The 26,007-nt window shown below is 72.0% G+C and carries 23 protein-coding genes; 12 read left to right on the top strand and 11 right to left on the bottom strand.

The window, feature by feature from the left end; all coding sequences use genetic code 11:
• Positions 1-106: 106 nt before the first annotated feature.
• Positions 107-538, bottom strand: coding sequence for an organic hydroperoxide resistance protein (locus ACFWJO_RS14985; RefSeq protein ID WP_386865125.1), 432 nt, complete (start codon positions 536-538; stop codon positions 107-109).
• 192 nt (positions 539-730) lie between these two features.
• Here ACFWJO_RS14985 and ACFWJO_RS14980 point away from each other — a divergent pair, with 192 nt between their 5' ends.
• The gene (locus ACFWJO_RS14980; protein ID WP_386865124.1) at positions 731-1,000 is read left to right on the top strand and encodes a hypothetical protein; all 270 of its coding nucleotides are present in this window, start codon (positions 731-733) and stop codon (positions 998-1,000) included.
• Between the two features lie 15 nt (positions 1,001-1,015).
• On the opposite strand, the gene ACFWJO_RS14975 is transcribed toward ACFWJO_RS14980, so the two are convergent.
• A complete protein-coding gene (locus ACFWJO_RS14975; protein ID WP_386865123.1) occupies positions 1,016-1,690 on the bottom strand; it encodes a beta-glucanase in 675 nt (224 codons plus the stop codon).
• A gap of 750 nt (positions 1,691-2,440) precedes the next feature.
• Here ACFWJO_RS14975 and ACFWJO_RS14970 point away from each other — a divergent pair.
• From ACFWJO_RS14970 to ACFWJO_RS14955, 4 genes are all read left to right on the top strand, one after another.
• Positions 2,441-4,027 carry a xanthine dehydrogenase small subunit gene (locus tag ACFWJO_RS14970; protein WP_386865122.1) on the top strand — a complete coding sequence of 529 codons (1,587 nt, stop codon included), beginning with the start codon at positions 2,441-2,443 and terminating at the stop codon, positions 4,025-4,027.
• Complete coding sequence (xdhB, locus tag ACFWJO_RS14965) at positions 4,024-6,435, top strand: xanthine dehydrogenase molybdopterin binding subunit (RefSeq protein ID WP_386865121.1); 2,412 nt, start codon at positions 4,024-4,026, stop codon at positions 6,433-6,435. Before ACFWJO_RS14970 ends, xdhB begins: the two co-directional genes overlap by 4 nt.
• Position 6,436: 1 nt before the next feature.
• Positions 6,437-7,246, top strand: a complete 810-nt coding sequence (gene xdhC, locus ACFWJO_RS14960) for a xanthine dehydrogenase accessory protein XdhC (RefSeq protein WP_386865267.1) — start codon at positions 6,437-6,439, stop codon at positions 7,244-7,246.
• A gap of 185 nt (positions 7,247-7,431) precedes the next feature.
• Positions 7,432-9,306, top strand: a complete 1,875-nt coding sequence (locus ACFWJO_RS14955) for a potassium transporter TrkA (RefSeq protein WP_386865120.1) — start codon at positions 7,432-7,434, stop codon at positions 9,304-9,306.
• A 127-nt stretch (positions 9,307-9,433) separates the two neighbouring features.
• Here the strand turns inward: ACFWJO_RS14955 and ACFWJO_RS14950 are convergent, their stop codons facing one another.
• The gene (locus tag ACFWJO_RS14950; RefSeq protein ID WP_386865119.1) at positions 9,434-9,964 is read right to left on the bottom strand and encodes a hypothetical protein; all 531 of its coding nucleotides are present in this window, start codon (positions 9,962-9,964) and stop codon (positions 9,434-9,436) included.
• A 255-nt stretch (positions 9,965-10,219) separates the two neighbouring features.
• Here ACFWJO_RS14950 and ACFWJO_RS14945 point away from each other — a divergent pair, with 255 nt between their 5' ends.
• Both ACFWJO_RS14945 and ACFWJO_RS14940 read left to right on the top strand, forming a co-directional pair.
• Positions 10,220-10,888, top strand: coding sequence for a TetR/AcrR family transcriptional regulator (locus ACFWJO_RS14945; protein WP_386865118.1), 669 nt, complete (start codon positions 10,220-10,222; stop codon positions 10,886-10,888).
• 520 nt (positions 10,889-11,408) lie between these two features.
• Entirely contained in the window at positions 11,409-13,019 is a 1,611-nt protein-coding gene (locus tag ACFWJO_RS14940; protein WP_386865117.1) for a multicopper oxidase family protein, read from the top strand.
• Between the two features lie 106 nt (positions 13,020-13,125).
• Here ACFWJO_RS14940 and ACFWJO_RS14935 read toward each other — a convergent pair whose 3' ends face one another.
• The 3 genes from ACFWJO_RS14935 to ACFWJO_RS14925 form a co-directional block, all read right to left on the bottom strand.
• A complete protein-coding gene (locus ACFWJO_RS14935) occupies positions 13,126-13,845 on the bottom strand; it encodes a hypothetical protein (protein ID WP_386865116.1) in 720 nt (239 codons plus the stop codon).
• A gap of 114 nt (positions 13,846-13,959) precedes the next feature.
• Positions 13,960-14,388 (bottom strand): hypothetical protein, encoded by a 429-nt coding sequence (locus ACFWJO_RS14930; RefSeq protein WP_386865115.1) that lies wholly within the window; start codon positions 14,386-14,388, stop codon positions 13,960-13,962.
• A 150-nt stretch (positions 14,389-14,538) separates the two neighbouring features.
• Entirely contained in the window at positions 14,539-15,168 is a 630-nt protein-coding gene (locus ACFWJO_RS14925; RefSeq protein ID WP_386865114.1) for a DUF305 domain-containing protein, read from the bottom strand.
• A gap of 332 nt (positions 15,169-15,500) precedes the next feature.
• Between ACFWJO_RS14925 and ACFWJO_RS14920 the strand changes: the two genes are divergently transcribed.
• On the top strand, positions 15,501-15,722 hold the full coding sequence (locus tag ACFWJO_RS14920) for a hypothetical protein (protein ID WP_386865113.1): 222 nt from the start codon (positions 15,501-15,503) through the stop codon (positions 15,720-15,722).
• 106 nt (positions 15,723-15,828) lie between these two features.
• On the opposite strand, the gene ACFWJO_RS14915 is transcribed toward ACFWJO_RS14920, so the two are convergent.
• Positions 15,829-16,977 carry a PP2C family protein-serine/threonine phosphatase gene (locus tag ACFWJO_RS14915; protein ID WP_386865112.1) on the bottom strand — a complete coding sequence of 383 codons (1,149 nt, stop codon included), beginning with the start codon at positions 16,975-16,977 and terminating at the stop codon, positions 15,829-15,831.
• Between the two features lie 242 nt (positions 16,978-17,219).
• Here ACFWJO_RS14915 and ACFWJO_RS14910 point away from each other — a divergent pair, with 242 nt between their 5' ends.
• Together ACFWJO_RS14910 and ACFWJO_RS14905 are read left to right on the top strand one after the other, a co-directional pair.
• A complete protein-coding gene (locus ACFWJO_RS14910; RefSeq protein WP_386865111.1) occupies positions 17,220-18,536 on the top strand; it encodes a phytase in 1,317 nt (438 codons plus the stop codon).
• A 128-nt stretch (positions 18,537-18,664) separates the two neighbouring features.
• On the top strand, positions 18,665-19,117 hold the full coding sequence (locus tag ACFWJO_RS14905; protein ID WP_386865110.1) for a hypothetical protein: 453 nt from the start codon (positions 18,665-18,667) through the stop codon (positions 19,115-19,117).
• 9 nt (positions 19,118-19,126) lie between these two features.
• Here the strand turns inward: ACFWJO_RS14905 and ACFWJO_RS14900 are convergent, their stop codons facing one another.
• The gene (locus tag ACFWJO_RS14900) at positions 19,127-19,513 is read right to left on the bottom strand and encodes a VOC family protein (RefSeq protein ID WP_386865109.1); all 387 of its coding nucleotides are present in this window, start codon (positions 19,511-19,513) and stop codon (positions 19,127-19,129) included.
• Between the two features lie 197 nt (positions 19,514-19,710).
• Between ACFWJO_RS14900 and ACFWJO_RS14895 the strand changes: the two genes are divergently transcribed.
• Together ACFWJO_RS14895 and ACFWJO_RS14890 are read left to right on the top strand one after the other, a co-directional pair.
• Positions 19,711-21,117 carry a DEAD/DEAH box helicase gene (locus ACFWJO_RS14895; RefSeq protein WP_386865108.1) on the top strand — a complete coding sequence of 469 codons (1,407 nt, stop codon included), beginning with the start codon at positions 19,711-19,713 and terminating at the stop codon, positions 21,115-21,117.
• Between the two features lie 105 nt (positions 21,118-21,222).
• Positions 21,223-21,585, top strand: coding sequence for a hypothetical protein (locus ACFWJO_RS14890; RefSeq protein ID WP_386865107.1), 363 nt, complete (start codon positions 21,223-21,225; stop codon positions 21,583-21,585).
• Between the two features lie 212 nt (positions 21,586-21,797).
• On the opposite strand, the gene ACFWJO_RS14885 is transcribed toward ACFWJO_RS14890, so the two are convergent.
• The 3 genes from ACFWJO_RS14885 to ACFWJO_RS14875 all read right to left on the bottom strand — a co-directional run bounded on the left by ACFWJO_RS14885 (position 21,798) and on the right by ACFWJO_RS14875 (position 25,993).
• Positions 21,798-23,384 carry a phospholipase gene (locus ACFWJO_RS14885; RefSeq protein ID WP_386865106.1) on the bottom strand — a complete coding sequence of 529 codons (1,587 nt, stop codon included), beginning with the start codon at positions 23,382-23,384 and terminating at the stop codon, positions 21,798-21,800.
• Positions 23,385-23,599: 215 nt separating this feature from the next.
• A complete protein-coding gene (locus ACFWJO_RS14880; RefSeq protein WP_386865105.1) occupies positions 23,600-24,874 on the bottom strand; it encodes a serine hydrolase domain-containing protein in 1,275 nt (424 codons plus the stop codon).
• Between the two features lie 186 nt (positions 24,875-25,060).
• Complete coding sequence (locus tag ACFWJO_RS14875; RefSeq protein WP_386865104.1) at positions 25,061-25,993, bottom strand: hypothetical protein; 933 nt, start codon at positions 25,991-25,993, stop codon at positions 25,061-25,063.
• Positions 25,994-26,007 lie beyond the last annotated feature (14 nt).

The raw sequence follows: 26,007 nt of genomic DNA, 5'->3' as shown, positions 1-26,007 counted from the left end.
CATGTCCTCGTCCGCTCGCGGAAGAAATGGGTGAGTGGGACCGGTCCCGTGCCGGAGGGAGGGACGGAGAGGAAAGCGGCACGGGACGGGGGCGGCTCAGGGCGCGTCAGGCGGCGGTGCCGGAGGCGTTGAGCGTGACGGGGATGTTGTCGCGGGTGGCCTTGGAGTACGGGCAGATCTGGTGGGCGGCTTCCGTGAGTTCCTGGGCGGTCGCCTGGTCCACGCCGCCGAGGACGGGGCTGAGGACCGCGGCGAGCGAGAACTCTCCGTCGTCGCCGTGGATGAGCGTGATCTCGGCGGTGATCGTGGTGCTGCCGAGCCGGAGCTTGCGGGTGGCGGCGGCGCGGCGCAGGGCGCCGAGGAAGCAGGCGGCCCAGCCGGCGGCCAGCAGCTGCTCCGGGTTGGTCGCGTCCCCCGCGCCGCCGAACTCCTTGGGAATCGCGAGCCGGGTCTCCAGGAGACCGTCGGCGGAGCGGACGCGACCGCCGTTGCGACCCTCTCCGTCGACTTCGATGTGTGCGGTGTAGGTGACTGCCATCGCTCGTACTCCCAGTTCGGCTCGGAGGCTTCTCATGACCTCAAGTCCGGCGCGCGTCACACCTTGCCTACGCGTCACCGGTTGAAGCGGTGACGCCATCATGGCGACCGTGAGCGTCACCAGTCAAGGGGGTGATGTCTTCTCTCGGGTGAACAGAGGGCTCGAAAGGCCCGGCTCTGCCGGTGACGACCCATGCCACAGTCCCTCGGCCCGGCCCGCGCCGCCCTGCTGCCCGGCTGGTGCGGGAATTTCGTCCTCACCGCGGCCGAGGTGCGCGAGGCCCTTCCGCGCGTCGAGGCGGCCTTCGCCTTCACGCCTGCCGAGCGGGCCGCCGCGGAGGGCAGGGACTGGCTCTCCTACGGCGCGGACGAGGAGAGCGTCCTCGACGGCCCGCCGCGTGTCTGGCGCAACGCCGTCCGCGACGGCCTCGGGCTGTGCGATGTCGCGTTGCATCTCACGTGACCCGCGGCTGCAGCGTCACCCGGTCGGGCGGAACACCCGGAGGTCCTGCACCTCGTAGGACATCTCCGTCGTCGTGTCGTCCGGGGCGGGGTGGTAACGGCCCGCGCAGACCGAGAGGTTGACGATCAGGGCGGCGTGCCACCCGCGTCCGACGCCCCGGTGGTCGGCGAAGACCTCCGTGCCGTCGAGCCACCACACCACCGAGCGCGCTCCGAACTCGATGCGCAGGGCGATCCAGCCGCCCGGCCGGACGTCGGGGGAGCGGTGGTAACGGTGGGTGCCGCGGACGCGGTTGGACAGCTCCAGGAGATCGGGGTTGTCGGGGTGGTACTCGAAGACGTCGACCTCCTGGCCGCCGTCGCGCCAGGTCCAGATCGCCGGCCACGCCCCCGTCTCCTCCGGGAGCCGCACCCGCGCCTCCAGCACGTCCCCGGTGCGTACCTCGAAGCCCTCCGGGCTGCCCTCCGTGGTCAGCAGCCCGGTGTCCCACAGTCCGTCGCGCCGGCGGGTCGCCCGGAACACGCCCGTACGGCTGTACGCGGGGTCGTCGACCAGGTGGTCCAGCTTGTTGTCGCCCGGGTTGACCGGCCCTCCGTTCGGATAGGCCCAGCTGCGGCCCGCGACCCACTGCTCGGACGAGCCGAAGTCCGCGGTGAAGACCGGCTCTTCGGCCGGCGGCCAGGTCGGCATGCGCTTCTCCTCACGTCGGGGAACCCGCTCGACGGGGTTGCGGCGGATCGCGTACGTCCGAGGTGTCTCCGGCTGTTCTGCCCGCCGCCACCGCCCGGATGCGGAATCCCGCACTCCTTGTCGAGAAGTCGCCACACACCGTCCCCCGGCAGGCCCTCCGCCCGCCCCGCCACCACCCCTGGCAGCGGCTCCGGTTGCTCCTGCTCCATCAGCCGGTGAGACCCCGCCGCGGCCGGTCAGGGGGCTCGGGTCCGTCTCTTGACCGATCAGCCCGCCGCATCGTACTTTCGAGCGCACCGGCTCGTGAGTTGTCGAAAGGAGGCGAAGTCGGATGTCACTCTTCTCCGACCTGAATCGCCTCGCTCGCCGGACCGCCTGGGTTCCGGGCCGCGTAGCGCACGGCTGCTGAGCAGCCTCCTTCTCCCGGTGTGCCCGACGGCGCCACCGGCATTCCTTGATCTCTGTCACCACCCTCGCGGCGCGCCGTGCATGTCGTCCACCTCGTGCACGGCGTCGCGTGCTGATGTGAGTCATGGGTTCTCGCACTCCGGGGCGGCGGACTCCGGGTCAGCGCACTCTGAGTCCGCGCACTCCGGGGCGGCGCGCTCCTGGTCCGCGCGCTCCTGGTCCGCGCCCGGGACTCTCCTGACTCACGGACGTGCGCGAGCCGCGCCACCGCTACAGAAAGCTCCTGAAAACAATGGCGACTACGACGATCGGATCGACCGTGCACCGAAATGAGGACATGTCATGGTAGAGGCGCGGGTCACCGTCAACGGGAAGGAAGCGCCGCTCTCGCCCGTCGCGCCCCACACGACCGTGCTCGACTTCCTGCGCGAGCGTGGCCTCACCGGCACCAAGGAGGGCTGCGCCGAGGGCGAGTGCGGTGCCTGTGCGGTCCTCGTGGCCCGCCCCGGGGTGGACAAGCCCACCGACTGGGTCGCGGTCAACGCGTGTCTGGTCCCGGTCGCGGCACTCGACGGACAGGAGATCGTGACCTCCGAGGGCCTCGCCACCGCCGGCCGGCCCGACGAGCCCGGCACGCCGTCCAGGCTGCACCCCGTGCAGGAGGAGATGGCCGTGCGCGGCGGCTCCCAGTGCGGTTACTGCACGCCGGGCTTCATCTGCAGCATGGCCGCCGAGTACTACCGCCCCGACCGCTGCGCGCACGCGGCCGCGGAAGCGCACGCGGATGCGGAGGCAGACCCGGCCACGGAAGCGCACGCCGATGCGGAAGCACACCCGGATACGCACGCATCCGCGGCCGACGCCGCCAGTGCCCCCCTCGGCACCCGCTCCGCCGACCCCGAGCACGGCCCGAACGGCTTCGACCTCCACGCACTGAGCGGAAACCTGTGCCGCTGCACCGGCTACCGCCCCATTCGCGACGCCGCCTTCGCCGTCGGCACGCCCACCGAGGACGACGTCCTGGCGCAGCGCCGCGAGCAGGCGCCGCCCGCGCCGGTCGCCACCGCGTACGCCCAGGGCGACAGCCTGTTCCTGCGACCCGCCACCCTGGCCGAGGCGCTGCGCGAGCTGCGCGAGCGGCCCGAAGCGGTCGTCGTCGCCGGCAGCACCGACTGGGGCGTCGAGGTCAACATCCGGTCCCGCCGCGCCGGTTGTGTGATCGCCGTCGACCGGCTGCCCGAACTCCGCGAGCTGCGCGTCGAGTCCGACCGCATCGAGATCGGCGCCGCGGTGACGCTCACCGAGATCGAGCGCCGCCTGGACGGCCGCGTCCCGCTGCTGGCCGAGCTGTTGCCGCAGTTCGCCTCCCGGCTCATCCGCAACAGCGCCACCCTCGGCGGCAACCTGGGCACCGGTTCGCCCATCGGCGACACCCCGCCCGTCCTGCTCGCGCTGGAGGCGTCGGTGGTGCTCGCCGCGCCCGACGGCGAGCGCGAGGTCCCGCTCGCGGACTACTTCACCGGCTACCGGCAGAGCGTGCGCCGACCGGGCGAGCTGATCCGCTCGGTGCGCATCCCGCTGCCGCTGTCGCCGGTCGTCGCCTTCCACAAGATCGCCAAGCGCCGCTTCGACGACATCTCCAGCGTCGCGGCCGCCTTCGCCCTCGACATCGAGGACGGGATCGTCCGCAAGGCGCGCATCGGCCTCGGCGGTGTGGCCGCCACCCCGATCCGCGCACTCGCCACCGAGGCGGCCCTGGAGGGCAGGCCCTGGTCGGCGGAGACCGTCGAGGACGCGGCCCGGGTGCTGCGGGCCCAGGGCACGCCCATGGACGACCACCGCGCGAGCGCCGCGTACCGTTCCGCGATGCTCGGCCAGAGCCTGTTGAAGACCTACGCACAGACCACCACCGAGGCGGTGTCGTCATGAGTCAGCTGTCCGAGCGCCCCGAGAAGCCCGTCGTCGGCGTGCCGATGCCGCACGAGAGCGCCACCCTGCACGTCACCGGCAGCGCGCTTTACACCGACGACCTGGTCCACCGCACCAAGGACGTGCTGCACGCCTACCCGGTCCAGGTCATGAAGGCCCACGGCAGGATCACCGCGCTGCGCACCGAGCCCGCGCTCGCCGTGCCCGGTGTGGTCCGCGTGCTGACCGGTGCCGACGTGCCCGGCGTCAACGACGCCGGCATGAAGCACGACGAGCCGCTGTTCCCCGACGAGGTCATGTTCCACGGCCACGCCGTCGCCTGGGTGCTCGGCGAGACCCTGGAGGCGGCGCGGCTCGGCGCGGCGGCCGTCGAGGTGGAACTCGACGAACTGCCCTCCCTGGTCACGCTGCAGGACGCGATCGCGGCGGAGAGCTTCCACGGCGCACGGCCGGTGATGCTGGCCGGAGACGTCGACGCCGGCTTCGCCGAATCCGCGCACGTGTTCACCGGCGAGCTGCAGTTCTCCGACCAGGAGCACTTCTACCTCGAGACGCACGCGGCGCTCGCCCTCGTCGACGAGGCCGGGCAGGTGTTCGTCCAGAGCAGCACCCAGCATCCCTCGGAGACGCAGGAGATCGTCGCGCACGTGCTCGGCCTGCACAGCCACGAGGTGACCGTGCAGTGTCTGCGGATGGGCGGCGGCTTCGGCGGCAAGGAGATGCAGCCGCACGGCTTCGCGGCCGTCGCCGCGCTCGGCGCCCGGCTGACCGGCCGGCCGGTCCGGGTCCGTCTCAACCGGACCCAGGACCTGACCATGTCCGGGAAGCGGCACGGATTCCACGCCACGTGGAAGATCGGCTTCGACGCCGAGGGCCGCATCCAGGCCCTCGACGCCACCCTGACCGCGGACGGCGGCTGGAGCCTCGACCTGTCCGAGCCCGTCGTGGCCCGCGCCCTGTGCCACATCGACAACACCTACTGGATCCCCAACGCGCGCGTCACCGGCCGCATCGCCCGGACCAACAAGGTGTCCAACACCGCCTTCCGCGGCTTCGGCGGCCCGCAGGGCATGCTGGTGATCGAGGACATCATGGGCCGCTGCGCGCCGCTGCTCGGCCTGGACCCGACGGAGCTCAGGGAACGCAACTTCTACCGGCCGGGCCAGGGCCAGACCACGCCGTACGGACAGCCGGTCACCCACGCCGACCGGATCTCCACGGTCTGGCGGCAGGTCAAGAACGACGCCGGCTTCGCCGATCGCAGGCGCGAGATCGCCGCCTTCAACGCCGCGCACCCGCACACCAAGCGGGCGCTCGCGCTCACCGGCATCAAGTTCGGCATCTCCTTCAACCTCACCGCCTTCAACCAGGGCGGCGCCCTCGTCCTCATCTACAAGGACGGCTCGGTCCTCATCAACCACGGCGGCACCGAGATGGGCCAGGGCCTGCACACCAAGATGCTGCAGGTGGCCGCGACCACGCTGGGCATCCCGCTGCACAAGGTACGGCTCGCCCCGACCCGTACCGACAAGGTGCCCAACACGTCCGCCACCGCCGCCAGCGCCGGGGCCGATCTCAACGGCGCCGCCGTGAAGAACGCCTGCGAGCAGCTCCGCGCACGTCTCCTCGAAGTCGCCGCCACCCAGCTCGGAGCCGGCGCCGCGGACGTCCGCATCGTCGAGGGCGTCGCGCGCGTCCTCGGCGGCGACCAGGAACTGGCCTGGGACGACCTGGTGCGCACCGCGTACCTCCAGCGCGTACAGCTGTCGGCGGCCGGCTTCTACCGGACCGAGGGACTGCACTGGGACGCGAAGTCGTTCCGGGGCTCGCCGTTCAAGTACTTCTCCTACGGCGCCGCCGCCACCGAGGTGGAGGTGGACGGCTTCACCGGCGCGTACCGCATCCGCCGCGTCGACATCGTCCACGACGTCGGCGACAGCCTGTCCCCGCTGATCGACATCGGTCAGGTCGAGGGCGGCTTCGTCCAGGGCGCGGGCTGGCTGACGCTCGAGGACCTGCGGTGGGACACCGGCGAGGGACCGAACCGCGGTCGGCTGCTGACCCAGGCCGCGAGCACGTACAAGCTGCCGAGCTTCTCGGAGATGCCCGAGGAGTTCAACGTCACGCTGCTGGAGAACGCCACCGAAGAGGGCGCGGTGTACGGCTCCAAGGCGGTGGGCGAGCCCCCGCTGATGCTGGCGTTCTCGGTGCGGGAAGCGCTGCGGGAGGCCGCCGCGGCGTTCGGACCCGCCGGGGTCAGCGTGGAACTCGCCTCTCCCGCCACGCCGGAGGCGGTCTACTGGGCCGTCGAAGCGGCCCGTACGGCCGAGGTACGGGGACCGGGCGGCGGACGGGCACGCGACGGCGTCCGGACTCCCGACGACACCGACGCCCCGCTCCATGCCTGACATGACCTGGGTCGCCGCGGTCGCGCGGTTGCGAGCACGCCGGGAGCCCGGCGTGCTGGTGACCGTCGCGACCGTGCGCGGCCACGCGCCCCGCCGCGCCGGTGCCAAGCTCGTCGTGGGGCGGACCGGGACCTGGGGCTCGATCGGCGGCGGCAACATCGAGGCCGTGGCCATCGACCGGGCCCGCGAACTGACCGGCACGGCCGGCGCGGAACCCGAGCTGATGGAGTTCGCCCTCAACGACAAGGTCACCGGCCGGCACGGCGTGCAGTGCTGCGGCGGAGCCGTCACCGTGCTCCTCGAACCGCTGCCGGTGGTCCCCGCGGTCGCCGTCTTCGGCGTCGGACACGTCGGCCTGGAGCTGGCCCGCATCCTCGCCCGCCACGACCTCGACCTGCACCTGGTCGACAGCCGCCCCGACATGCTCACCGACGAACGGCTCGGCGTCCTGCTCGCCGACGCGGTGGCGCAGGTCCGCGTGCACCACACACCGCTGCTCCCGGAGGAGGTGCTCGCCGAGCTGGCCCCCGGCACCCACGTCCTGATCATGACCCACGACCACGCCGAGGACGCCGCCCTCTGCGACGCGGCCCTGCGGACCCACGGCCTCGGCACGATCGGACTGATCGGCTCGGCCGCCAAATGGTCGCGCTTCCGGCAGCGCCTGGCCACCGAGGGCGGCCACGACGACGCCACCATCGACCGGATCAAGACCCCGATCGGTACGGCCGGGATCACCGGCAAGGAACCCGCCACGATCGCGGTCAGCGTCGCAGCCGACCTGCTCCGGACCTTCGAACAGGGCGGCTGACGACAAGGGGCCGGCGCCGGAGTCGGCTCGGCCCTCGTCGCTGACGCGAGCCCGGGGCCCGGTGTATTCGTCGGCGAATGCCGCCCCCGAGTCTGAAAGAATGATCAACCGCGCAAGGTCGGAGCCACGGCAACGGGCCTGTGACGCACGAAGACGACGGACGGGCGCGGGGCGGGGGACATTCGGTGGCGCGCGGCAGGCTGCGGACCCGGTTACGGTACTGGTTCGACGCGACGATGGACCGGGGGACACCGGCGCTCATCAGCTGGCTGGCGCTGGCCTCGGTGCTGCTCATCGCGCTCGCCTCGACCCTGGTCGTGCTGTTCACCGACACGGACGCCGAGGACAACGGCGGCTGGTTCGGCGTGGCATGGATGAGTCTGCTGCGCACGCTCGACGCCGGCACCATGGGCGGGGACACGGGCAGCCCCGTCTTCCTGGGCCTCATGCTGGCGGTGACGATCGGCGGCATCTTCCTCGTCAGCGCCCTCATCGGTGTCCTGACCACCGGCCTCAACCAGAAGATCCACGAGCTGCGCAAAGGCCGTTCGCAGCTGATGGAACGCGGCCACACCATCGTCCTCGGCTGGTCGGACCAGGTCTTCACGGTCATCGCGGAACTCGTCGAGGCGAACCAGAGCGAACGCCGCTCGTGTGTCGTGGTCCTCGCGGACCGCGACAAGGTGTTCATGGAGGACGCCATCCGGGCCCGGATCCCGGACACCGGCAGCACCCGCGTCATCTGCCGCTCCGGCAATCCGCTCGTGCGGACCGACCTGGAACTGGTCAGCCCGGACACGGCCAAATCGATCATGGTGTTGCCGCCGGCGGGTGAGGAAAAGGACGTCGAGGTCATCAAGGTCCTGCTGCTGCTGAACAGCCGCCCGTGGCGGGGCGCTCGTCCGGACATCGTCGCCGCCGTCCACGACTCGGAGAACATCGCCGCCGCCCGCCTGGCCGCGGGCGACGGCGCCCTGGTGATCGATGCCGAGGACATCGCCGTACGCCTCATCGCCCAGGCGCACCGCCAGACCGGCCTGTCGGGCGTCTTCAACGAACTGCTCAGCTTCGTCGGCAACGAGTTCTACCTCCGCGAGGAGCCCGAGCTCGTCGGGACCACCTACGGGGCGGCGCTCCACGCCTACGACGTCGGCGCTCCGGCCGGACTGCGACGGGCGGACGGCACGGTGCTGGTCAACCCGCCCATGGACACGCTCATCTGCCCGGGCGACCAGCTGCTCGTGATCGCGCAGGACGACCTGCTCATCCGGCTCGCCCGGACCCGGCCCCGGATCGTCGAATCGGCCATCACCTCGGCCCCGGCCGAGCCGCCGCGGCTCGACCGCACCCTCCTCATCGGCGAGAACTCCCGTACGAGCAAGCTCGTCACGCTTCTCGACAGCTTCGTCCAGCCCGGCTCCACGCTGGACGTCGCCGCGCCCCGCCGCCCGGACACCGCGCTGGAGCAGCCCACGGTGAACCTCACCGTGGGCTACAAGCACTGCGAGCCGACCCGCCGTTCCTCCCTGGAGGCCCTGGACCTGGGCGACTACCAGCACATCGTCGTGCTCTCCGACGACACGATCGCCCCGGGGCCGGCCGACGACCGGACGCTCGTGACCCTGCTCCACCTGCGGGACATCGAAGTACGGCTCGGCGACCCGTACTCGATCGTCACTGAGATGAACGACGACGCCAACCGCGAGGTCGCCCAGGTGACCAAGGCCGACGACTTCATCGTCAGCACCAAGGTGATCAGCCTGCTCCTCACCCAGCTGAGCGAGAACCGCGGCTTGTACGAGGTCTTCACCGATCTGTTCAACCCGGAGGGCTCGGAAATCTACCTCAAGCCGGCCTCCGACTATGTCGTCCTCGGCGCGGAGGCCAACTTCGCCACCGTCGTCGAGGCCGCCCGGCGGGAGGGCGAGACCGCGATCGGCTACCGCCTCGCCCGGCAGGGCGACGCCCCGCCCCATTTCGGGATCTTCCTCAACCCGTCGAAGACCGCGCCCTTGGCCTTCGGGCCCGCGGACGCGATCGTCGTCCTCGCGGAGGGCTGAGACCCGACCGCTCGCGCACACGGCCCCGACGCCGGCCCGGTCCGCTTCGAGGATCCGTCAGACGGCCGCGGCGTCGTGTTCCGTGTGCCGGGGTCTGTGGTGGTCGCGCTTGCTGGCCGCAACCGGGTCACGACGCCTTGGGCGCCAGGAGACCCCTGTGCTGCCGGCGCTGTCCATAGCGGGTCCGTCCCTGCGGCTTGTACATCGACAGGGCGGTCGCCAGCAGGAGCACGACCAGGGCCGCGGCGGACTGGATGACGAGCTGGGTCCGCAGGCCGACGAGGGTGTCGCCGGACCAGTCCGGCGCTGCCGCCGCGCTCGCGATGTGGCTGACGGGCGGCATGTGGAGGAGCAGGGCGCCGGTCGCGAGCACCGTGATCGCGAGCTTCACCGTCACCCAGTGGTAACGCAGGAGGCCCCATGTCGTCCCGAGCGAGGACACGACGCCTGTCGCCAGCGAGGCGAAGCAGAGCGGGACGATCACGTACCAGCCGGCCACGCCCATCGTGACGTACACCGACCGCACCGTGAGCGCGTCGGTCGCGGTCACTCCGGTCACGGCGAGGGCGAGGAAGACGGCGACCGCGCCGAACCAGCCCACGGAGGCCGTCACATGGGCGGTGAGGGCGAGCTTGCGCACCCGTGGTGACATCGGCATCAGCCGTGGCCCCGCATGCCGCCGCCCGCGAGGTGCAGGGCCAGGAAGACTACGACAAGGATCGCGGCACCGATCAGGAGCGCGGTCACCCAACGAGGGCGGGGAGCGTACGGGGGAGGTGTCCCGTCGGACATGGGGAGACTCCGATGCGTGAGGGAGCGGACGGCCGCGTGGCGCCGACTCGCCACTTTTTCGATACAGAGTGTCTCTGTCAAGTCATGGTGTCACGTCATCGTCGTCCCCTAGATTGTGGGGATGCCGAAGCTGTGGAACGAGACGATCGAGGCGCACCGCAGCGCCGTGCGTGACGCGACGCTCGACGCGACCGCCGCGCTGGTCGCCGAGCACGGCCTGATGTCGGTGACCATGTCGCGGATCGCTCAGGAGACCGGCATCGGACGGGCGACGCTCTACAAGTACTTCCCTGACGTCGAGTCGATCCTCGTCGCCTGGCACGAGCGCCAGGTCGGTCACCACCTCGAACAGCTCGAAGCCGCACGGGATCGCACCACGGACCCCGACCGCAGGCTTCACGTCGTCCTGGAGACGTACGCGCTCATGTCCCACGAGCGCCACCGGCATCATGGTCACCACGGAGCCGCTATGACCGCCCTGCTCCACCAAGGGCCGGTCATCACTCAGGCCCACGAGCGGCTGCTGGAGCTCGTCCGGGACCTGGTCGCCGAGGGCGCCGCGAGCGGCGCCCTGCGCTCCGATGTCGCGCCCGGCGAACTCGCCGCGTACTGCCTCCACGCACTCGGCGCGGCTGCGGGCCTCCCGTCGAAGGCGGCGGTGCGACGGCTCGTCACCGTGACTCTGGCCGGGCTGAGTGCTGACGCTCATCCCGTCCAGGAAACCCCCGCGGGGATGGAGGACACCCTGGCCCATGGCCGACATGGGCACCGTCGCCACGGCTCTCACTGACGTCCCGCATACCCCCTCTCCGTATGATGAGCGAGTGGAATCCGAGGTGAAGAGACGCCCGAGGGCGGCGACATGGTGGAGCCGGTGCGTGCTCGCCGCCGCGCTGCTCGTCGGCATCGTATGCACGTCCTCGGCCACCCCGGCGAGCACGCCGACGCCACACACACCTCCGTCGGGCACGCGGCCGCGGCGATGGAGCACGTGGTCGCCGATGCGAGCCACGCGACGGCCCCGGCACCCGCGCATGGGGCCGGTGTCGCAGCCGTGTGCCTGGCCGTGCTCGGCGCAGGGATCGGAACCCTGCTGGCGCTAGGTGGCGCGCTCGCACACCGACGCCGAGCCGCCGCGCCCTCGGCCGTGCGGCTCGCCTACGCCCTCCGCGCGATCCCGCCGCCCGAGTCACCCAACTCCCTCCTGACCCGCCTCTCGTCGTTGCGCATTTAGGCAGACCGGCCGCTCCACCTCGTGAGCGGAAAGCCGACTTGTCCATGCAACGACCACGTCAAGAGGTTCCACAGTCATGTCCCGACTCACCCGTCGTACCGTCCTCGGTGCCGGACTCGCCGCCGCCGGCACCGGCCTGCTGACCGCCTGCTCCGATTCCATGAGCGGCATGGACCACTCCTCCGGCGGAGGCGGCACGTCGCCGAGCGCCGACTACGTCACCCCGGACGGCAAGCAGGTCGGCGCCGCCGAAGCCCTCCGCAGGCCCGGCCCGGAACGGCGGTTCAAGCTGACCGCCGTGGAGACCCCGCTCGACCTCGGCGGCGGACGCACCGTCCGCTCCTGGGCGTACGGGGACGACCTCCCCGGCAAGGAGATCAGGGTCACCGCCGGTGACACGCTCGCCCTCACCCTGGCCAACAACCTTCCCGAGGCCACCAGCCTCCACTGGCACGGTCTCGCCCTGCGCAACGACATGGACGGCGTCCCCGGTCTCACTCAGCGCGACATCAGGCCCGGCGGCTCGTTCGACTACCGCTTCGCCGTCACCCATCCCGGTACGTACTGGTTCCACCCCCACTCCGGCGTCCAGCAGGACCGCGGCCTGTACGCCCCGCTGATCGTCGAGGACCCGAAGGAGCCCCTGAAGTACGACAAGGAGTGGGTGATCGTCCTCGACGACTGGGTCGACGGCGTCGACGGCTCGACCCCGGACGCCGTGCTCGCCGAGTTGAGCCAGGGTATGGGCGGCACGGGAGGCATGGACCACGGCGGCACCCACTCCGGGAGCATGGAGGGCCACGACATGTCCACCATGTCGATGACCAGGAAGAAGTCCCCGTCCCCGAAGCCGGCCGGCCCCTCCCGGATGCTCATGGGCGCCACGAGCGACCTGCTCGGCGGTGACGCCGGAGACGTCGGCTACCCGCACTACCTGATCAACGGCCGTACGCCGGACGAGCCGCGGACCTTCGCCGCGAGGCCGGGCGACCGGATCAGGCTCCGCATCGTCAACGCCGGCGGCGACACCGCCTTCCGGGTCGCCCTCGGCGGCCACAAGCTCACCGTCACGCACACCGACGGCTTCCCCGTCGAGCACACGCAGACCCACGCCGTCCTGCTCGGCATGGGCGAGCGCCTCGACGCGCTCGTCACCGTCGGGGACGGCGCCTTCCCCCTCACCGCGCTCGCCGAGGGCAAGGCCCGCACCGCCCTCGCCGTCCTGCGGACCGGCGGCGGCGCCGCGCCCAGCTCCTCCGTACGACCGAAGGAGCTCGACGGCAAGGTCGTCCACGGCGGTCAGCTGAAAGCGGCCGAGTCCGTACGGCTCGAGTCGAGGCGCCCCGACCGGACGATCGAGTTCAAGCTCACCGGCTCGATGACGACGTACGACTGGGCCGTCAACGGCAGGAAGTACGACCCGGCGCAGCGCTATCCCGTGCGCGCGGGCGAGCGCGTGCGGCTGTCGTTCGTGAACACCACGACGATGTGGCACCCCATGCACCTGCACGGCCACACGTACGGGCTGGCCGACGGCGGCGCACGGAAGGACACCTCGATCGTGCTGCCGGGCAGGAAGCTCGACGTCGACTTCGACGCGGACAACCCCGGGCTGTGGATGATCCACTGCCACAACGTCTATCACGCCGAATCCGGCATGATGGCCGTCCTCGGCTACCTGCAGTAGGCCGACGGCGCGGCCCGGGAGACCCGGCCCGGGAGACCCGGCCCGGGAGACCCGGCCCGGGTCCCTTTTGCCCGGACTCAGTCGAGGCGGGGCAGCTCGGCGGTTTTCAGTGGGCGTGTCCGTCGTCATGGGACGACGGTGTGGAAGCCGGCGCAGGCGGGGTGGTGGTGACCGGATCCGTCACCGCATCGCTAGGGGAGCCGGGGGCGGGTGCGTGCTCGTCCGCCGCGGGCTCCTCGGCAGTGCCGTGGTCGTGCCCGCTGGAGGACGTCTCCATCGAGGCTGCGACCTCACGCAGCCCGAAGAACGCGAGGGCCGCCACCACGACGACGGTCAGACCGAACACGCTGAAGATGCGCTGCCAGGGAGTGTCGGCGTCCTTGATCACGAAGGTGACGAAGGAGACGACGAGGCCGACGGGGACGAGGACGGCGCCGCGGGCGGGGAAGTCGTCGAAGTGCTGAAGGCCTCCGCTGAGCATGCCGATGCCGAAGGAGAGGAGCAGCGAGGAGCCGACCACCACGAGCGTGCGACCCAGGCCCGGCCTCTCGCGGGTGAGGAGGACCTCGTTGAGGATGGTGGCGGCGAGGAAGACGAGCGCGCCGTAGGCGGCGATACGGGTGTAGCGGTCGGGGTCGAGCGGGTGGTGGACAACGGCGCCGCTGATGAGGCCGGCGCCGACGAAGTAGCCGACGTAGCCGAGGTACCGGGCGGCCAGTGGGCGCTTCCGGGAGGAGCCGGCCTTGCGCCGGGCGGCCCGTCCCATGGGCGGAGCGTCGAGCCCGCTGTCGGCCGTGCCGGTGTCGAGGAGCTGGGCGGAGGTCATGTGTACGAGTTCCTTGGGGTGTGGCGAGCGTGCCTCACCGCCCGGTGGGCGCCGTGTGCCAGGCGACCGGGGCAGGCGATGAGGAGGGGGCAGATCGGGGCAAACGGCCCGGATCTATACCTGCTGCACCACTGAGCTGAGGGAACTGCGCAAGGGTGGGAGGCCGGAGGACCGCGTCAGGGTCCACGCCTGGGGCTTGCCCTCTCCAGAGGGGGAGGTCTGTCCTGCGAGGGGATCGGGGTGCGGACCGGGCAGCTCGCAGCCGTGCTGCGGGTGGGGCGAGGCGCACTCCTCGGCAGCATGGGAGTGCCCCTGGCCGTCGTCGCGTCGATCTGGAGTCCCGCCGTGGTGGGCGTCGCCGGAGCTGGTGGAGGCCAGTTGGGGTACCGCGGCGCCGCCGGTGACGTGCGCGGAGGCACTGTCGGCGCCGGCAGCGTGGGTGTAGAGGAAGGCGAACAGCAGAGCGGCCAGCCACAGCAACCGCAGCGGTCCGGCCGTTGGCCGGGACCGCGTCGCGCTGAAGGGAGCCCGAGCCGTGATCACGCCGAGACCCTACCCGGCGCCCGGGAAGGCCTGTCCAGCGGCCCCGTCGCCCCTCGGCGCGACCGCGCCCGGCCGCACCTCCGCCGTGTGCCCGGGCCGCTGTCCCGACTTCTGCTCCCGAGACGACCTGCCGCCCGCCCGGCGCCGTGGTCAGTTCGTGCCGAGCATCTGCTTCATCTGGGTGATCTCCGCCTTCTGTGCGGTGATGATGTCGTCGGCGAGGTCCTTGGCAGGGCCGTAGGAGCCCTCCTTCTTCTCGGTCTCGGCCATGTCGACGGCGCCTTCGTGGTGCTTGATCATCATGGTCAGGAACATGGTGTCGAAGGCTTTGCCGGAGGCGCCTCGCATGTCGTCCATCTGCTGGTCGCTCATCATGCCGGGCATGGACGAGGCGTCACCGTGGTCCATCCCGTCCATTCCGTCCATGCCCTGGGGAACCTCTTCGCCCCAGGACGTCAGCCAGGCGGACATGGTCGCGATCTCCGGCTCCTGAGCCTTCTTGATCTTCGCGGCGAGGGCCTTGACCTCGCTGGAGGAGGCCCGGGTCGCGGCCATGTCGGACATCGTGACGGCCTGGCGGTGGTGCGGGATCATGCCCTGCGCGAAGTCCACGTCCGCCTGGTTGTGTTCGCCTGCCGGGACCGAGGCGGACGTGGTGGGGCTGGGAGAGGCGGCGGCAGAGCCGTCGCCGTTGTCACCACAGCCGGCGAGGAAGAGAGCGGAGGCGGCGACGAGGGCGGCCAGGGCAGTGCGGCGGTGCGGGGAACGGATGGTCCTCATGCGGGGGCTCCTCGGATCGAAGGGATCAGGACATACCTGTACGCGCTGGGCATCCCCTGCCGGCAGGTGCCACGCCGCCGACCCGTCCGCTCGTCACGACCTCCGTCCGGTGCCGGCCGGGGTGATGGCGCGGTGGAACAGGGCGCCGGCGGCAAGAGCGAGCCCGGGCGGCCAGACCAGGGCTCCCTCTCCGCCGGCCGACTCATCCGACCGATGCGCTTCCTCAGTCCCCGCGCCCTCGTCAGGGCGGCCGTCGTCAACCTCAGGCACCGCAGGACGCCCCAGCGTCCCTCCGCGCGTGACCCGGACCGGAGCCGATCGTTCCTCCAGGCATGAAGAAGATCGTCACTGCCGCCATGCTCACCCTCACCGGCGTCGCCATCGCCGCTCCCGCGCACGCCGGAGGCGTCGGCAACGTCACCGAAGCCCTTCCGCTCGACACCGCCCCCGTCACGAAGGCCCTCCCCGTGGACCCCAAGCAGATGAAGCCCGGCGGCGACGGCCTCATCCCCGTCGGCGGAACCCTCAAGAAGCTGCGCGCGGCCAAGCCCTGACCGCTCGGGGGCCGAGGAACCGTCGGAACCACCGGGGCCGTGGGCGGTCGGACATGACGCCTACGGCCCCGCTGGGATGACGCCTACGGCCCGGCTGCGATGACGCCTACGGCCCCGCCGCGAGCCGCTCGACCGCGACGAGGGCCGCGTCGTCGCCGAGATGACCGCCCGCGTACGCCTGGAGATCGGCGCGCAGCCGGTCGAGCAACGTCTGCGGATCGTCCCCGGCCCAGGCCGTGAGCCGTTCCGTCAGCGGATAGAAGGCGCGCGAGCGGTCCCGGGCCTCGACGACCCCGTCCGTGTACAGCAGCAGCACGTCTCCGACGTCGAAGGCAAAGGTCTCCACCGTCACGTCGGGGGCCAGGACGTCCGACAGGCCCAGCGGAGGGCTCGCCCCGCCCGCGTCGAGCGAGATCACCCGGCCCTCCCTGAGGAGCAGCGGCGGCGGGTGACCGCAGTTCACGAACCGGACCACCGGCTCACGGTCGGGGATGTCCAGGACGACCGCGGTGACGAAAGCCTCGTCCGTGTGGTCGTCCCCCGCGGCACCCGGTCCCGCACCTGAGCCCACTCCCGTCGCACCGTTGATCTCGGCCGAACCGACGCCCGCCTCCAGGTGCCTGACCAGCTCCGGCAGCTCCCGCTCCCGCGCGGCCGTGACCCGGAAGGCGCCCAGGACCAGCGACGCCTCGCTGATCGCGTCCAGCCCCTTGCCCCTGGCGTCGCCGATCAGCAGCCGGGTCCCCGACGCCGTACGGGCCGCCGCGTACAGATCGCCTCCCATCTGCGCCTCCTCCTCGGCCGCCAGGTAGACCGATGCGATGCGCAGCGGCCCGGCCCGGTGGGGCAGCGGTCGCAGGACGACGCTCTGGGCGGCGTGGGCGATGGAGCGCAGCCGCGTCACCCTGCCCTCGTCCCGCTCACGCAGATGGGCGAAGAAGGTCACGATGACCGAGATCAGGATCAGCGCGACGATCTGATAGGTGTGGTTGAGATCCGTGAGGCTCGTCCGCGCGACCGCCACCACCGACTGGGCGAGCACCGCGACCGCCCCCACGAACGCCGTCATCCGCGGCCCCGCGAACGAAGCCGTCACCGCGGGCGCCGCGATCAGGAACGGCCCGAGGTGGACCTCGGGCGGGACCAGGACGTCCACCACCGTCACCGCCGCGATCAGCAGGAAGGGCACGGCCGGCAGCAGCTTGCCGCCACGCCGGGTGAGGCGGGGGACGAAGGCGCTTCGGTGGGGATCCATGCGAAAGGCATACCGCAGGCCGCCGGGCATGTCCCGTTGCCGGGCTCACGGCGCGGCACGTCACCGCCCGCCCTGTCGAGGGCGCCGGCTCGGCCCGGCCGAGCCCCCGCCCGGGGCCGTCCGGAGGCGAGCGGCAGGGGCGAGGATTCAGGGGCCGTTCACCCTCGCGTACGAACGCGGTCGCCGGTCACTCGAAGATCACTCGTAGGTTCACCGCGACCACACTCTTACCGAGGAGTAACGTGAGCGCATTCGCTCTCAGCACGCTGACCGCGTTGACCACCGCGTTCGCCCTGACGACCGGCCCCGCGGCGCCTGTGACCCTCACCGCCACGGTGGAGACCCCCGCCGTCTACGACGACGAGGCGGGCGGCAACGCCGACGCCGACGACCCGGCCGTCTGGGTCGACCCCGCGAACCCGGGCCGCAGCATCGTGATCGGCACGCTGAAGGAGGCCGGCCTGGACGTCTACGGCCTCGACGGCCGCCGCCTCCAGCACGTCGCCGCGCCCCAGGCCCCCGGGGAGGACGCCAAGCCGGGCCGCTTCAACAACGTCGACATCGTCTACGGCTTCGAGCTCGGCGGCCGCAAGACGGACCTCGCCCTCGTCAGCGACCGCGGCCGCGACCGCGTCCGCGCCTACGCGATCGACCCGCGCGCCGTCGCCGAGGGCCGGCCGCCGCTGAGGGACGTCACCGACCCCACCGCGCCGCCGGTGTTCGCCGCCGACGAGGCCGAGGTGGACGAGCAGCGCACCTCCTACGGCCTGACCGCCTTCAGCGACGACGACGAGGCCTACGTGGTGGTGTCGCGACGCGAGGAGACCCGCCTGCGGCTGCTGCGTCTGAAGGACCGTGACGGGCGCGTCGGTTACGGCACCGAGGACACCCTCGACCTGCCCACCACCTTCACCCTGCCGAACGGCCAGGACTGGACGCCCTGCGCGGACCCCGGCGAGCGGCCCCAGGTCGAGGGCATGGCCGTCGACCAGGAGGAGCACGTGCTGTACGCCGCGCAGGAGCGCGTCGGCCTGTGGCGCATCGACCTGGACGACGCGGAGTTCGAGGACCCGCAGCTGGTCGACCGCGTCCGCGAGTACGGCACGCCCTGGACGTACGACGCCGAGGAGGAGGAATGCGTCCTCGACACCGCCGGCGACCCCGGCTTCGGCGGTGAGCACCTGAGCGCCGACGCCGAGGGCGTCACGGTCTACCACGCGCAGGACGGCACCGGATACGTCCTGGCCTCCAGCCAGGGCGACAACACCTTCGCCGTGTACGAGCGCGACGGGGACAACGACTACGTCGGCTCCTTCCGCCTCGCCGACGGCGCGGTCGACGGGGTGCAGCACTCCGACGGCTCCACAGTGGTCAACGTGCCGCTGGGCCGAGCCTTCCCGCAGGGCATGCTGGTCACCCACGACGGCGAGGCCACCCCTGCCGACGGTGACCGCGAAGGCACCAACTTCAAGTTCGTCCGGTGGGACGCCGTCGCCGGCGCGTTTCCCGAGAGGCTGACGGTCGACACGGAGTCGTTCGACCCGCGCGACGCGGACTGACGCCCGCACACCACTGCGTCGGGTGCCGAGCCCGGCCCGTCGAATATCGCTGCCGTTCTCGACCGGGCCGTGCTTGGCTGTGGGGGACGCGTTGACGCGGGTACGGGACGGGGAGGAGCCCGCCGGGGGTGGCGGGCGACTTCAGCTGGGGGGCGCTGATGATGTTCGGGTACTCCGACGAGTGGTGGGTGCTGCTGCTCATTCCGGCGGTGCTGTGGGTGTTCTTCGGACCGTTCGCCATGCTGCTGCTGGGGGCGTGGTGCGGCTCGGGCCCCGGTCCGCGACGCAGGTGGTGGTCGGTGCTGGTCCCGCTGTACCCGGTGATGACCTCGGCGATCGTCATGATCTTCCCGCTGAGCCGATGGGACCGCCCGGTGCGGGTGGACGGCGCGAAGGAGCTGCCGCCCCACCTGACCGACTTCCTCGGCTACCTGGCGGTGTACGTCGGGGCCATCACGGTGCTGCCCTGGCTGCTCGGCTACGGCGTCACGCGCCTGGTGCGATGGGTACGAGCCCGCCGAGGCGGCCCGCCCGAGGCGCACGGCGCCGAGCGCACGGGAGCGGAGCCGCGGGGGACGTAACCGCGGGCCTCATGCCGGCTTCATGCCGTCCCGGTCGGAGTCGCTGCGGAGCACGCAGAACTCGTTGCCCTCGGGGTCGGCGAGGACCGCCCAGCCCGAGCCGTCGTCGTTCCGGAGGTCGTTGACGAGGGTGGCGCCGAGCCCGAGGAGCCGCTCCACCTCCAGATCACGTGAGGTGTCGGGACGGAGGCACAGGTGGATCCGGTTCTTGGCCGTCTTCGGCTCGGGCACCTGGTTGAAGTACAGAACGGGGCCCTCGCCCAGCAGCACCTGGGTCTCCCGGTCCCCGGGTCCGCTGTCCGGATCGAGCGGGCGGCCCGTCACCGCGCTCCAGAAGCGGGCCAGCTCGTAGGGGTCCGCACAGTCGATCGCCACGTTCTGCACTACTGAGATCATGCGGGCCAGCCTTCCCGACTTCCTCTCCCAGCGCCAGGGCCACCGTGCCGCGCTCCGCCCGGCGCCGCAGAGGAACACGCCCCCGGGCGCCGACCGGCCAGGACACCACCCGCCGCAGCATGATCCAGGGGATTCGACCGGCCCAGCCCCGCCGTGTTTTCCTTGGTGGGCATCCCATCGACGAAGGCACGGCACCCATGAACCCCTCGGCCCGTACGGGAGATCTCACCGGCCTCGCCGATCTCACCGGCGACACCGGCACCTCCCCGCTCCCGGCCGCGGAGCGCTTCGACGACATGGAGCTGCCCGCCGCGGTCCTGACGACACTGGCCCGCCGAGGCGTCACGGCGCCGTTCCCGATCCAGTCCGCCACCCTGCCCAGCGCCCTCGCGGGCCGTGACGTGCTCGGCCGGGGGCGTACGGGCTCCGGCAAGACCCTCGCGTTCGGGCTCGCGCTCCTCGCCCGCACGGCCGGCCGGCGCGCCGACGCGAAGAAGCCGCTCGCCCTGGTCCTCGTCCCGACGCGCGAGCTGGCCCAGCAGGTGTCCGAGGAGCTCGCCCCGTACGCCCAGGCCCTGAAACTGCGCCTCGCCACGGTCGTCGGCGGCCTGCAGTCGGGCCGGCAGGCGGGCGAGCTGCGCGCCGGGGCCGAGGTTCTCGTCGCCACCCCGGGCCGCCTCAGGGACCTCGTCGAACGCAGGGCCTGCCGCCTGGACCAGGTGGAGATCACGGTCCTCGACGAGGCCGACCAGATGGCCGACATGGGGTTCCTGCCCCAGGTGACCGAACTGCTCGACCAGGTGCCGCCCGGCGGCCAGCGGATGCTGTTCTCGGCCACGCTGGACCAGGACGTCGAGCTCCTGGTCCGCCGGTACCTGCGGGACCCGGTGGTCCACGCCGTCGACCCCGCCGGGGAGACCGGCTCCACCGTCGAGCACCACGTGCTCCACGTCCATGGTGCCGACAAGTTCGCCACCGCCACGGAGATCGCCGCGCGGGACGGGCGGGTGATCATGTTCCTGGACACCAAGCACGCCGTCGACCGCTTCACCCGGCACCTCGTGGCCAGCGGCGTACGGGCCGCCGCCCTGCACGGCGGCAAGTCCCAGCCCCAGCGAACCGACACCCTTGACCGTTTCAGGACCGGGGCGGTCGACGTCCTGGTGGCGACGAACGTCGCCGCCCGCGGCATCCACGTCGACGCCCTCGACCTCGTCGTCAACGTCGACCCGCCCACCGACCCCAAGGACTACCTCCACCGCGGCGGCCGCACGGCTCGGGCCGGGGCCTCGGGAAGCGTCGTCACCCTGGTCCTGCCCGACCAGCGCCGCGACATGGCGCGACTCCTCACGGACGCGGGCATCCGCCCCCGGATCACCAAGACCCGCCCCGGCGACCCCGAACTGCGCCGCATCACCGGAGCCAGGACCCCTTCCGCCACCCCCGACGGCGCGGGCCACGACCGCCGCGGCAACGCCCCCTTCCGCGGCATGGGCACCGTCCCCGGAAAACCCGGCCGCGCCAAGAACGAGTCCCGCAAGTCCGCCGAGGCCCGCCGCACGGCCGAAGCCCGCAGGGCCGCCCGCGTACGACGCGGCGCGTAGCCGACCGACCGTCGGCGGGCGGCGGCCTGATGACCGACACGATCGCCCTCACGGACGTGGACAACGCGCGCGACGGAGGACCCCGGTCTCGTCCATAATCCAGCGGTGGACCTATCCGATGAGGGCCGGCCGCTCGATCCCGTCTGGCTTGAGCTCGACAACAACGTGTACGGCAGCCTGGCCCAGGACGCGAGTGCGGCGTCGCTGGCCGAGCGGTTCGTCGGTGCCGGCTGGAGCTCCAGATCGACGTCGTGGGACTCGTACGAGGTCGAGACCGGCTGGTGCCGTCTGGAGATCGACCCGACGGACGAGCACACGCTCCTCCACGGAGTGGTCGATCCCGACCGGTTCGAGGACCTGGCAGCGCTGGTGACCCGGTTCGGCCTGCGGTTCAGCCTTGAGCTCTACGACGAGGACGGAGAACTGCTGCGGCTGGCCGAAGCCCAGCCATCCCCGCGATTGGCTTGACCAACACCTTCGCCAGGACGAAACGCCTTTTCGGCGTCGTCCCCACGGGCGGGCTGGAGGAGGATGCGCGAGCCCTCGGCCTTGCCCGGGGAACCTGGATCGGCCGTGCAGTAACGGGCAGAGAATCGTCGGTGGCTTGGCGGCTCAAGCGGGGCGGCGGGCGGCCACGCCTCGGGCCGGTGTACGTGCCGGCCCGAGGGGGCGGAGGGGCGTCAGGGCTGGCAGACGCCGCGCGCGTAGTCGTACGTCGCGGTCGCCTGCGAGTACTTCCACTGCGGGGCCAGCAGCCCGTCCGCCAGCTGGCGTGCGGCGGCGGGGCTTTCGATCACGTAGCCGAAGTCCTGGAGCCAGGAGGGGTACAGGTTCTTCGAGCCGATGTAGAAGGCCGAGTCGTCCACCGAGACCAGCTTGTGGTGCTGGGCGTACGGCTTGCCGTCCGCCCACGTCGGCTTGTCCGAGGCGCGGAAGGACGCCAGCTGGAGGTTCCGGCACATCGCGGCCCTCGCCTTCGGCTCGTCACCGGTGAGGGCCTTGAGGCGGCCCCGCAGGGCGTCGCTCACCTCGGACAGCGACTTGATCTGCGAGTAGCCGTCGCTGCCGAGCGCCCCCCGGTTGGCCGGGTCGCTGACGACGATGCGTACCTTCACGCCCGCGGCGAGTTTCGCGGCGAGGGTGTCGTAGAGCCGGATGTCGTAGCGGGGCAGCGGCGGGCAGGTGGCGTTCAGGTCCTGCTGAGAGATCTCGATGTGCTCGGTCGCGCTCGCGACCAGTGCCCGCAGCGCGCTCTCCTCCGGGTTGACCGTGTCGTAGTCGCGGTCGGCGTTGGTGTAGTCGTGCACCCCGAATCCGCAGGTGGTGTCGGAGGCCGTCGGCAGGACGGGCTTGAACGACGAGGACGGGTCGTTCTTCCGGATGCCGACACCGAGGCCGCCCACCGCAAGAGCGGGGACGTCGCCTCCGTCGGCAGGGGCGGCGGGGCGGGGCAGCGTCGGCATGCATCCCGCACCGTCGGAGGAGGCGAACCAGACGGCCGTCCAGCTGCTCTTGTTGCGGCACGTCCAGTCCCACAGCGTGTCGAGGTAGCGGCCGGCGGAGCCCGCCGCCGGGCCGGACAGCGCGAGGTCGACGTCGTTCACCGGGTGGGACGTGTCGAGGTAGTCGTCCTTCCAGCTGTTGATGCCGCCGGTGATCACCGAACTCCCGTCCACCACCACCAGCTTGGAGTGGTTCCAGGAGAAGCCCGTCTTCGACGTCGTCATCGAGGCCACGTTGAGGGTGACGCTCGACGCCGCGGGGCCGAGCTTCCTCACCAGCTCGTCGCGGTACGAGGACGGAATCACGTTGGCGTGGTAGACAGGCGCGGCGCCGACCAGGATGCGGACCTGGAGCCGGTTGCCCTTCTGCGTCGCCTCCTTCAGACCGGCCACGATCGCGTCCTGGAAGCCGCCGTTGGGAAACGGCGCCAGCGTGGATATGTCCACGCTGTGCCGGGCGTTCGCGATGTCCTCGCGGACCTTCTCCAGCAGGCGCCGGGAGCCGGCGCGGTCGGCGCAGGTGGGATCGCCCCAGCAGCCGGGCGTCTGGAGCAGCCAGTCCGGGGCGCCAGGGGCGGATGCGCCCAGCCGGTTCCCCGCCGTGCGCTCCCAGACGGAGCCCTCCAGGCCGGGGGAGACCTGGCGCAGGGACTGCTCCACCGCGTCCAGGTGCGGGGTGGGAGCGTCGGCGGCGGCCGGTGCGGCGGACAGCAGGAGGGCGGAGAGGGCGAGCGGGAGGGCCATCGTGCGGATGGTGCGTGCCAATGTGGTTCCTTGGTTGGGGGGTGGCGCGGGCCGACGGCTCCGTGAAGGGGCCTCGACCTTGATCAACTCCCGCAAGTTACCAGCGCGTAGGCACCTGTTCACCCCAGCCCGGGCTAATTTCAGCCGTTATCGATTGCCCGATTGCCCGATTGCCCGATTGCCCGATTGCCCGGCTGCCCGTCCGCGCCCGGCCGTCTGCCCTCGCCCGGCCGTCCTCAGGGGCGTCCGTGCTCCAGCAACGCGCACACGAACTTCTCCTCGGTCGTCCGCAGCCGGGCGAGCAGCGCCGGGTCGAGCGGGACCTGGCTGGTCACGGAGACCGTGACCGTGCGCCGGCCGTCGGGAGTGGCCGCGGCGAACTGGGTGTAGCCAGGGGTGTTGCCGGTGTGGCCGAGGACGGTCCCGCACCGGGTGTCGTAGCGGAACAACGCGAGTCCCGCCGAGTTGGTCCCGGGACCGGCGGGCTGGGAGGCGCCGCCGGGCAGGAAGTCCTGCTGGGCACGGCGGGTGACCGGGGTCAGCAGCCCGGGGCCCGCGTAGCCGCCGATGAAGGCGGAGAGGTCGGCCGGCGTCGAGACGATGCCGCCCGAGGCCCAGGCGCCGGACGCGCTGACCGCCTCGCTGACGTCCTCCGGCGGCTCACCGGGAGCCGTGTCGTAGCCGTGCAGGTACGGGCGGGGCAGCCGGTAGCCCTGCGGCAGGCTGGTCTCGCGAAGGCCGAGCGGCCGGTAGACCAGTTCGCGCAGCAGCGACTCGTACGGCCGTCCCGTGGCCTGCTCGGCCATCAGGGCGACCGCGATGTTGTCCGAGTTCGAGTAGGCGTAGCGGCTTCCGGGCGGGAAGGCGAGGCCCTGGTCGGCCACGAAGTCCAGCAGCCGGCGTGACTCGAAGTGGTGCCGGGGATCCGCGCGGACGATGTCCTGGAACGCCTTGCTCCGGCTGAAGTCCGGCAGACCGCTGGTGTGCCGGAGCAGCTGGCGCAGCGTCACCGCGTGCCAGGCCACCGGGAGGTGGGGCAGCCGCTCGCCGATCGTCTCGTCGAGTCCCAGCGCACGCCGGTCCACCAGACTGAGGGCCACGGCCCCGCTGAACGCCTTGGCCGCGCTCGCGATGCGCATGTGGTCCCCGGCCCGCGGCGGGCGCCCCGTACCCACCTCGGCCGTGCCGGCCCGGTAGACCCGCCGCATGCCGTCCCGGGTGAGCACGGCGATCGCCCCCGGCGGCCCGCCCGGCGCGGCGACCAGCTCGGCCAGGGCGCGTTGAAGCGCCTCGTCATGAGGGCCATGGCCGACGGGCGGCGGTCCGCCGGCGGCGCCGGGTGCCGCCGCCGTACCGGTCAGCACGGCCCCGGCCACCAGGGCCGCGGCGACCGCTCGCCGGACGACACGCCGACCGGTGCGGGCTCCGAGGGCGGAAACGGGCACGTATTGCCTCCTCAGGTGCGGCGACGGACGCCCCGCGGGTGTGACAGGCGGTCCGACGCCCAGCATCGGCCACCCCGCCCACGGCCGCTGCTCCGGCGCGCGGCACGTGCGCCATCTGGCCGTAGGCCACGCCTGTCCGATTGGTTACTCCACCCAGCCGGTCCGCCCAGCCGGTCCGACCAGCCACTCCGCCCAGCCGGTACGACCAGCCACTCCGCCCAGCCGGTCCGACCGTGTGCGCACGGCGGACGTTCAGGAAGGGGGCCACTCCCGGTCGGCCGTCACCTCGCGAGCGATGCGACGCCACTGGTCCTCCCCGCCGGGCAGGGGCCAGGCCCAGGTCGGCTGCGTCACGGTGTTCAGATCGTGGAGCAGGCGGACGAGCTGGGGGCCGGCGGTGGCTGCGCCGTCCGGCACCGTGGGGCCGTGGAGGGCGCGGAGCTGCGCGAAGCGCGCCAGTTCGCCTTCGTAGAAGGCCACGGCCTCGTCGGTCCGCTCGGCCAGGACGTCCCCCGGCAGCGTGCGCTGCAACTGCAGCAACGGGGGCTCGACGGATTCGGCGACCGCCGCGGCGAGCCGCGCGTGACCGTCCAGGATCAGATGACAGTCCAGACCGCTCACCCACCACAGGAGAACGGGTGGGAGCGTCCCTTCACGGGCCTGCTTGCGGTACGCCTTCACCCGGCCGTCCTGGGCGTCGGGCATGGGCCGCAGCGGCAGGACCTCCCACGAAGTGGCATGGAAGAACCAGTCGAGGTAACCCTCGGGATGCCCCTCGACCAGCATCGAGCCCCAGTACTCGGCATGAGATTCGCCGGCGTGGCGCCAGTGCCGGAGCGGGCTCTCGCACGAGAGCAGCCATCGGCCCTCGTGCAACGGGCTCTCCGGCGAGTCGGCCAGGTACTGCGCGAAGCGATGCGCCCACCGCTGAGGGCTGCCGGCCAGGGCGCGTGCCACATCGGCGCGCAACGGCGGCACGAAGGAGCGGTACTCCTCCGTGCGCCAGAAGTCCACGCCGTCGAGCTGCTCGTCCACGATGGCGAGCAGCACGGGCCGCGACTGCTGGGAGATCAGCAGTCGCGATCCGGCACTGAACACGCACAGCCCGGGCCGGGGCCGGCCCCGTACGTCCAGGGACAGCCCGACCCACCTGCCGTCGTCCTGCGTGACATCGCTGCGCTGCATGCCCAGGACCATAC

The sequence above is a fragment of the Streptomyces sp. NPDC127092 genome, assembly GCF_042722475.1.
Classification (GTDB): Bacteria; Actinomycetota; Actinomycetes; order Streptomycetales; family Streptomycetaceae; genus Streptomyces.
Note: the sequence above shows the minus strand (reverse complement) of the source record. Positions and strands in the feature narration are given on the sequence as shown.

Coding starts and splice junctions, on each gene's coding strand:
- ACFWJO_RS14915 (WP_386865112.1), bottom strand. CDS start 16,977: ATGGATCCCCACCGAAGCGCCTTCGTCCCCCGCCTCACCCGGCGTGGC.
- ACFWJO_RS14920 (WP_386865113.1), top strand. CDS start 15,501: ATGAAGAAGATCGTCACTGCCGCCATGCTCACCCTCACCGGCGTCGCC.
- ACFWJO_RS14925 (WP_386865114.1), bottom strand. CDS start 15,168: ATGAGGACCATCCGTTCCCCGCACCGCCGCACTGCCCTGGCCGCCCTC.
- ACFWJO_RS14900 (WP_386865109.1), bottom strand. CDS start 19,513: ATGATCTCAGTAGTGCAGAACGTGGCGATCGACTGTGCGGACCCCTAC.
- ACFWJO_RS14945 (WP_386865118.1), top strand. CDS start 10,220: ATGCCGAAGCTGTGGAACGAGACGATCGAGGCGCACCGCAGCGCCGTG.
- ACFWJO_RS14985 (WP_386865125.1), bottom strand. CDS start 538: ATGGCAGTCACCTACACCGCACACATCGAAGTCGACGGAGAGGGTCGC.
- ACFWJO_RS14895 (WP_386865108.1), top strand. CDS start 19,711: ATGAACCCCTCGGCCCGTACGGGAGATCTCACCGGCCTCGCCGATCTC.
- ACFWJO_RS14935 (WP_386865116.1), bottom strand. CDS start 13,845: ATGACCTCCGCCCAGCTCCTCGACACCGGCACGGCCGACAGCGGGCTC.
- ACFWJO_RS14875 (WP_386865104.1), bottom strand. CDS start 25,993: ATGCAGCGCAGCGATGTCACGCAGGACGACGGCAGGTGGGTCGGGCTG.
- ACFWJO_RS14940 (WP_386865117.1), top strand. CDS start 11,409: ATGTCCCGACTCACCCGTCGTACCGTCCTCGGTGCCGGACTCGCCGCC.
- xdhC (WP_386865267.1), top strand. CDS start 6,437: ATGACCTGGGTCGCCGCGGTCGCGCGGTTGCGAGCACGCCGGGAGCCC.
- ACFWJO_RS14975 (WP_386865123.1), bottom strand. CDS start 1,690: ATGCCGACCTGGCCGCCGGCCGAAGAGCCGGTCTTCACCGCGGACTTC.
- ACFWJO_RS14970 (WP_386865122.1), top strand. CDS start 2,441: ATGGTAGAGGCGCGGGTCACCGTCAACGGGAAGGAAGCGCCGCTCTCG.
- ACFWJO_RS14880 (WP_386865105.1), bottom strand. CDS start 24,874: ATGCTGGGCGTCGGACCGCCTGTCACACCCGCGGGGCGTCCGTCGCCG.
- xdhB (WP_386865121.1), top strand. CDS start 4,024: ATGAGTCAGCTGTCCGAGCGCCCCGAGAAGCCCGTCGTCGGCGTGCCG.
- ACFWJO_RS14950 (WP_386865119.1), bottom strand. CDS start 9,964: ATGCCGATGTCACCACGGGTGCGCAAGCTCGCCCTCACCGCCCATGTG.
- ACFWJO_RS14980 (WP_386865124.1), top strand. CDS start 731: ATGCCACAGTCCCTCGGCCCGGCCCGCGCCGCCCTGCTGCCCGGCTGG.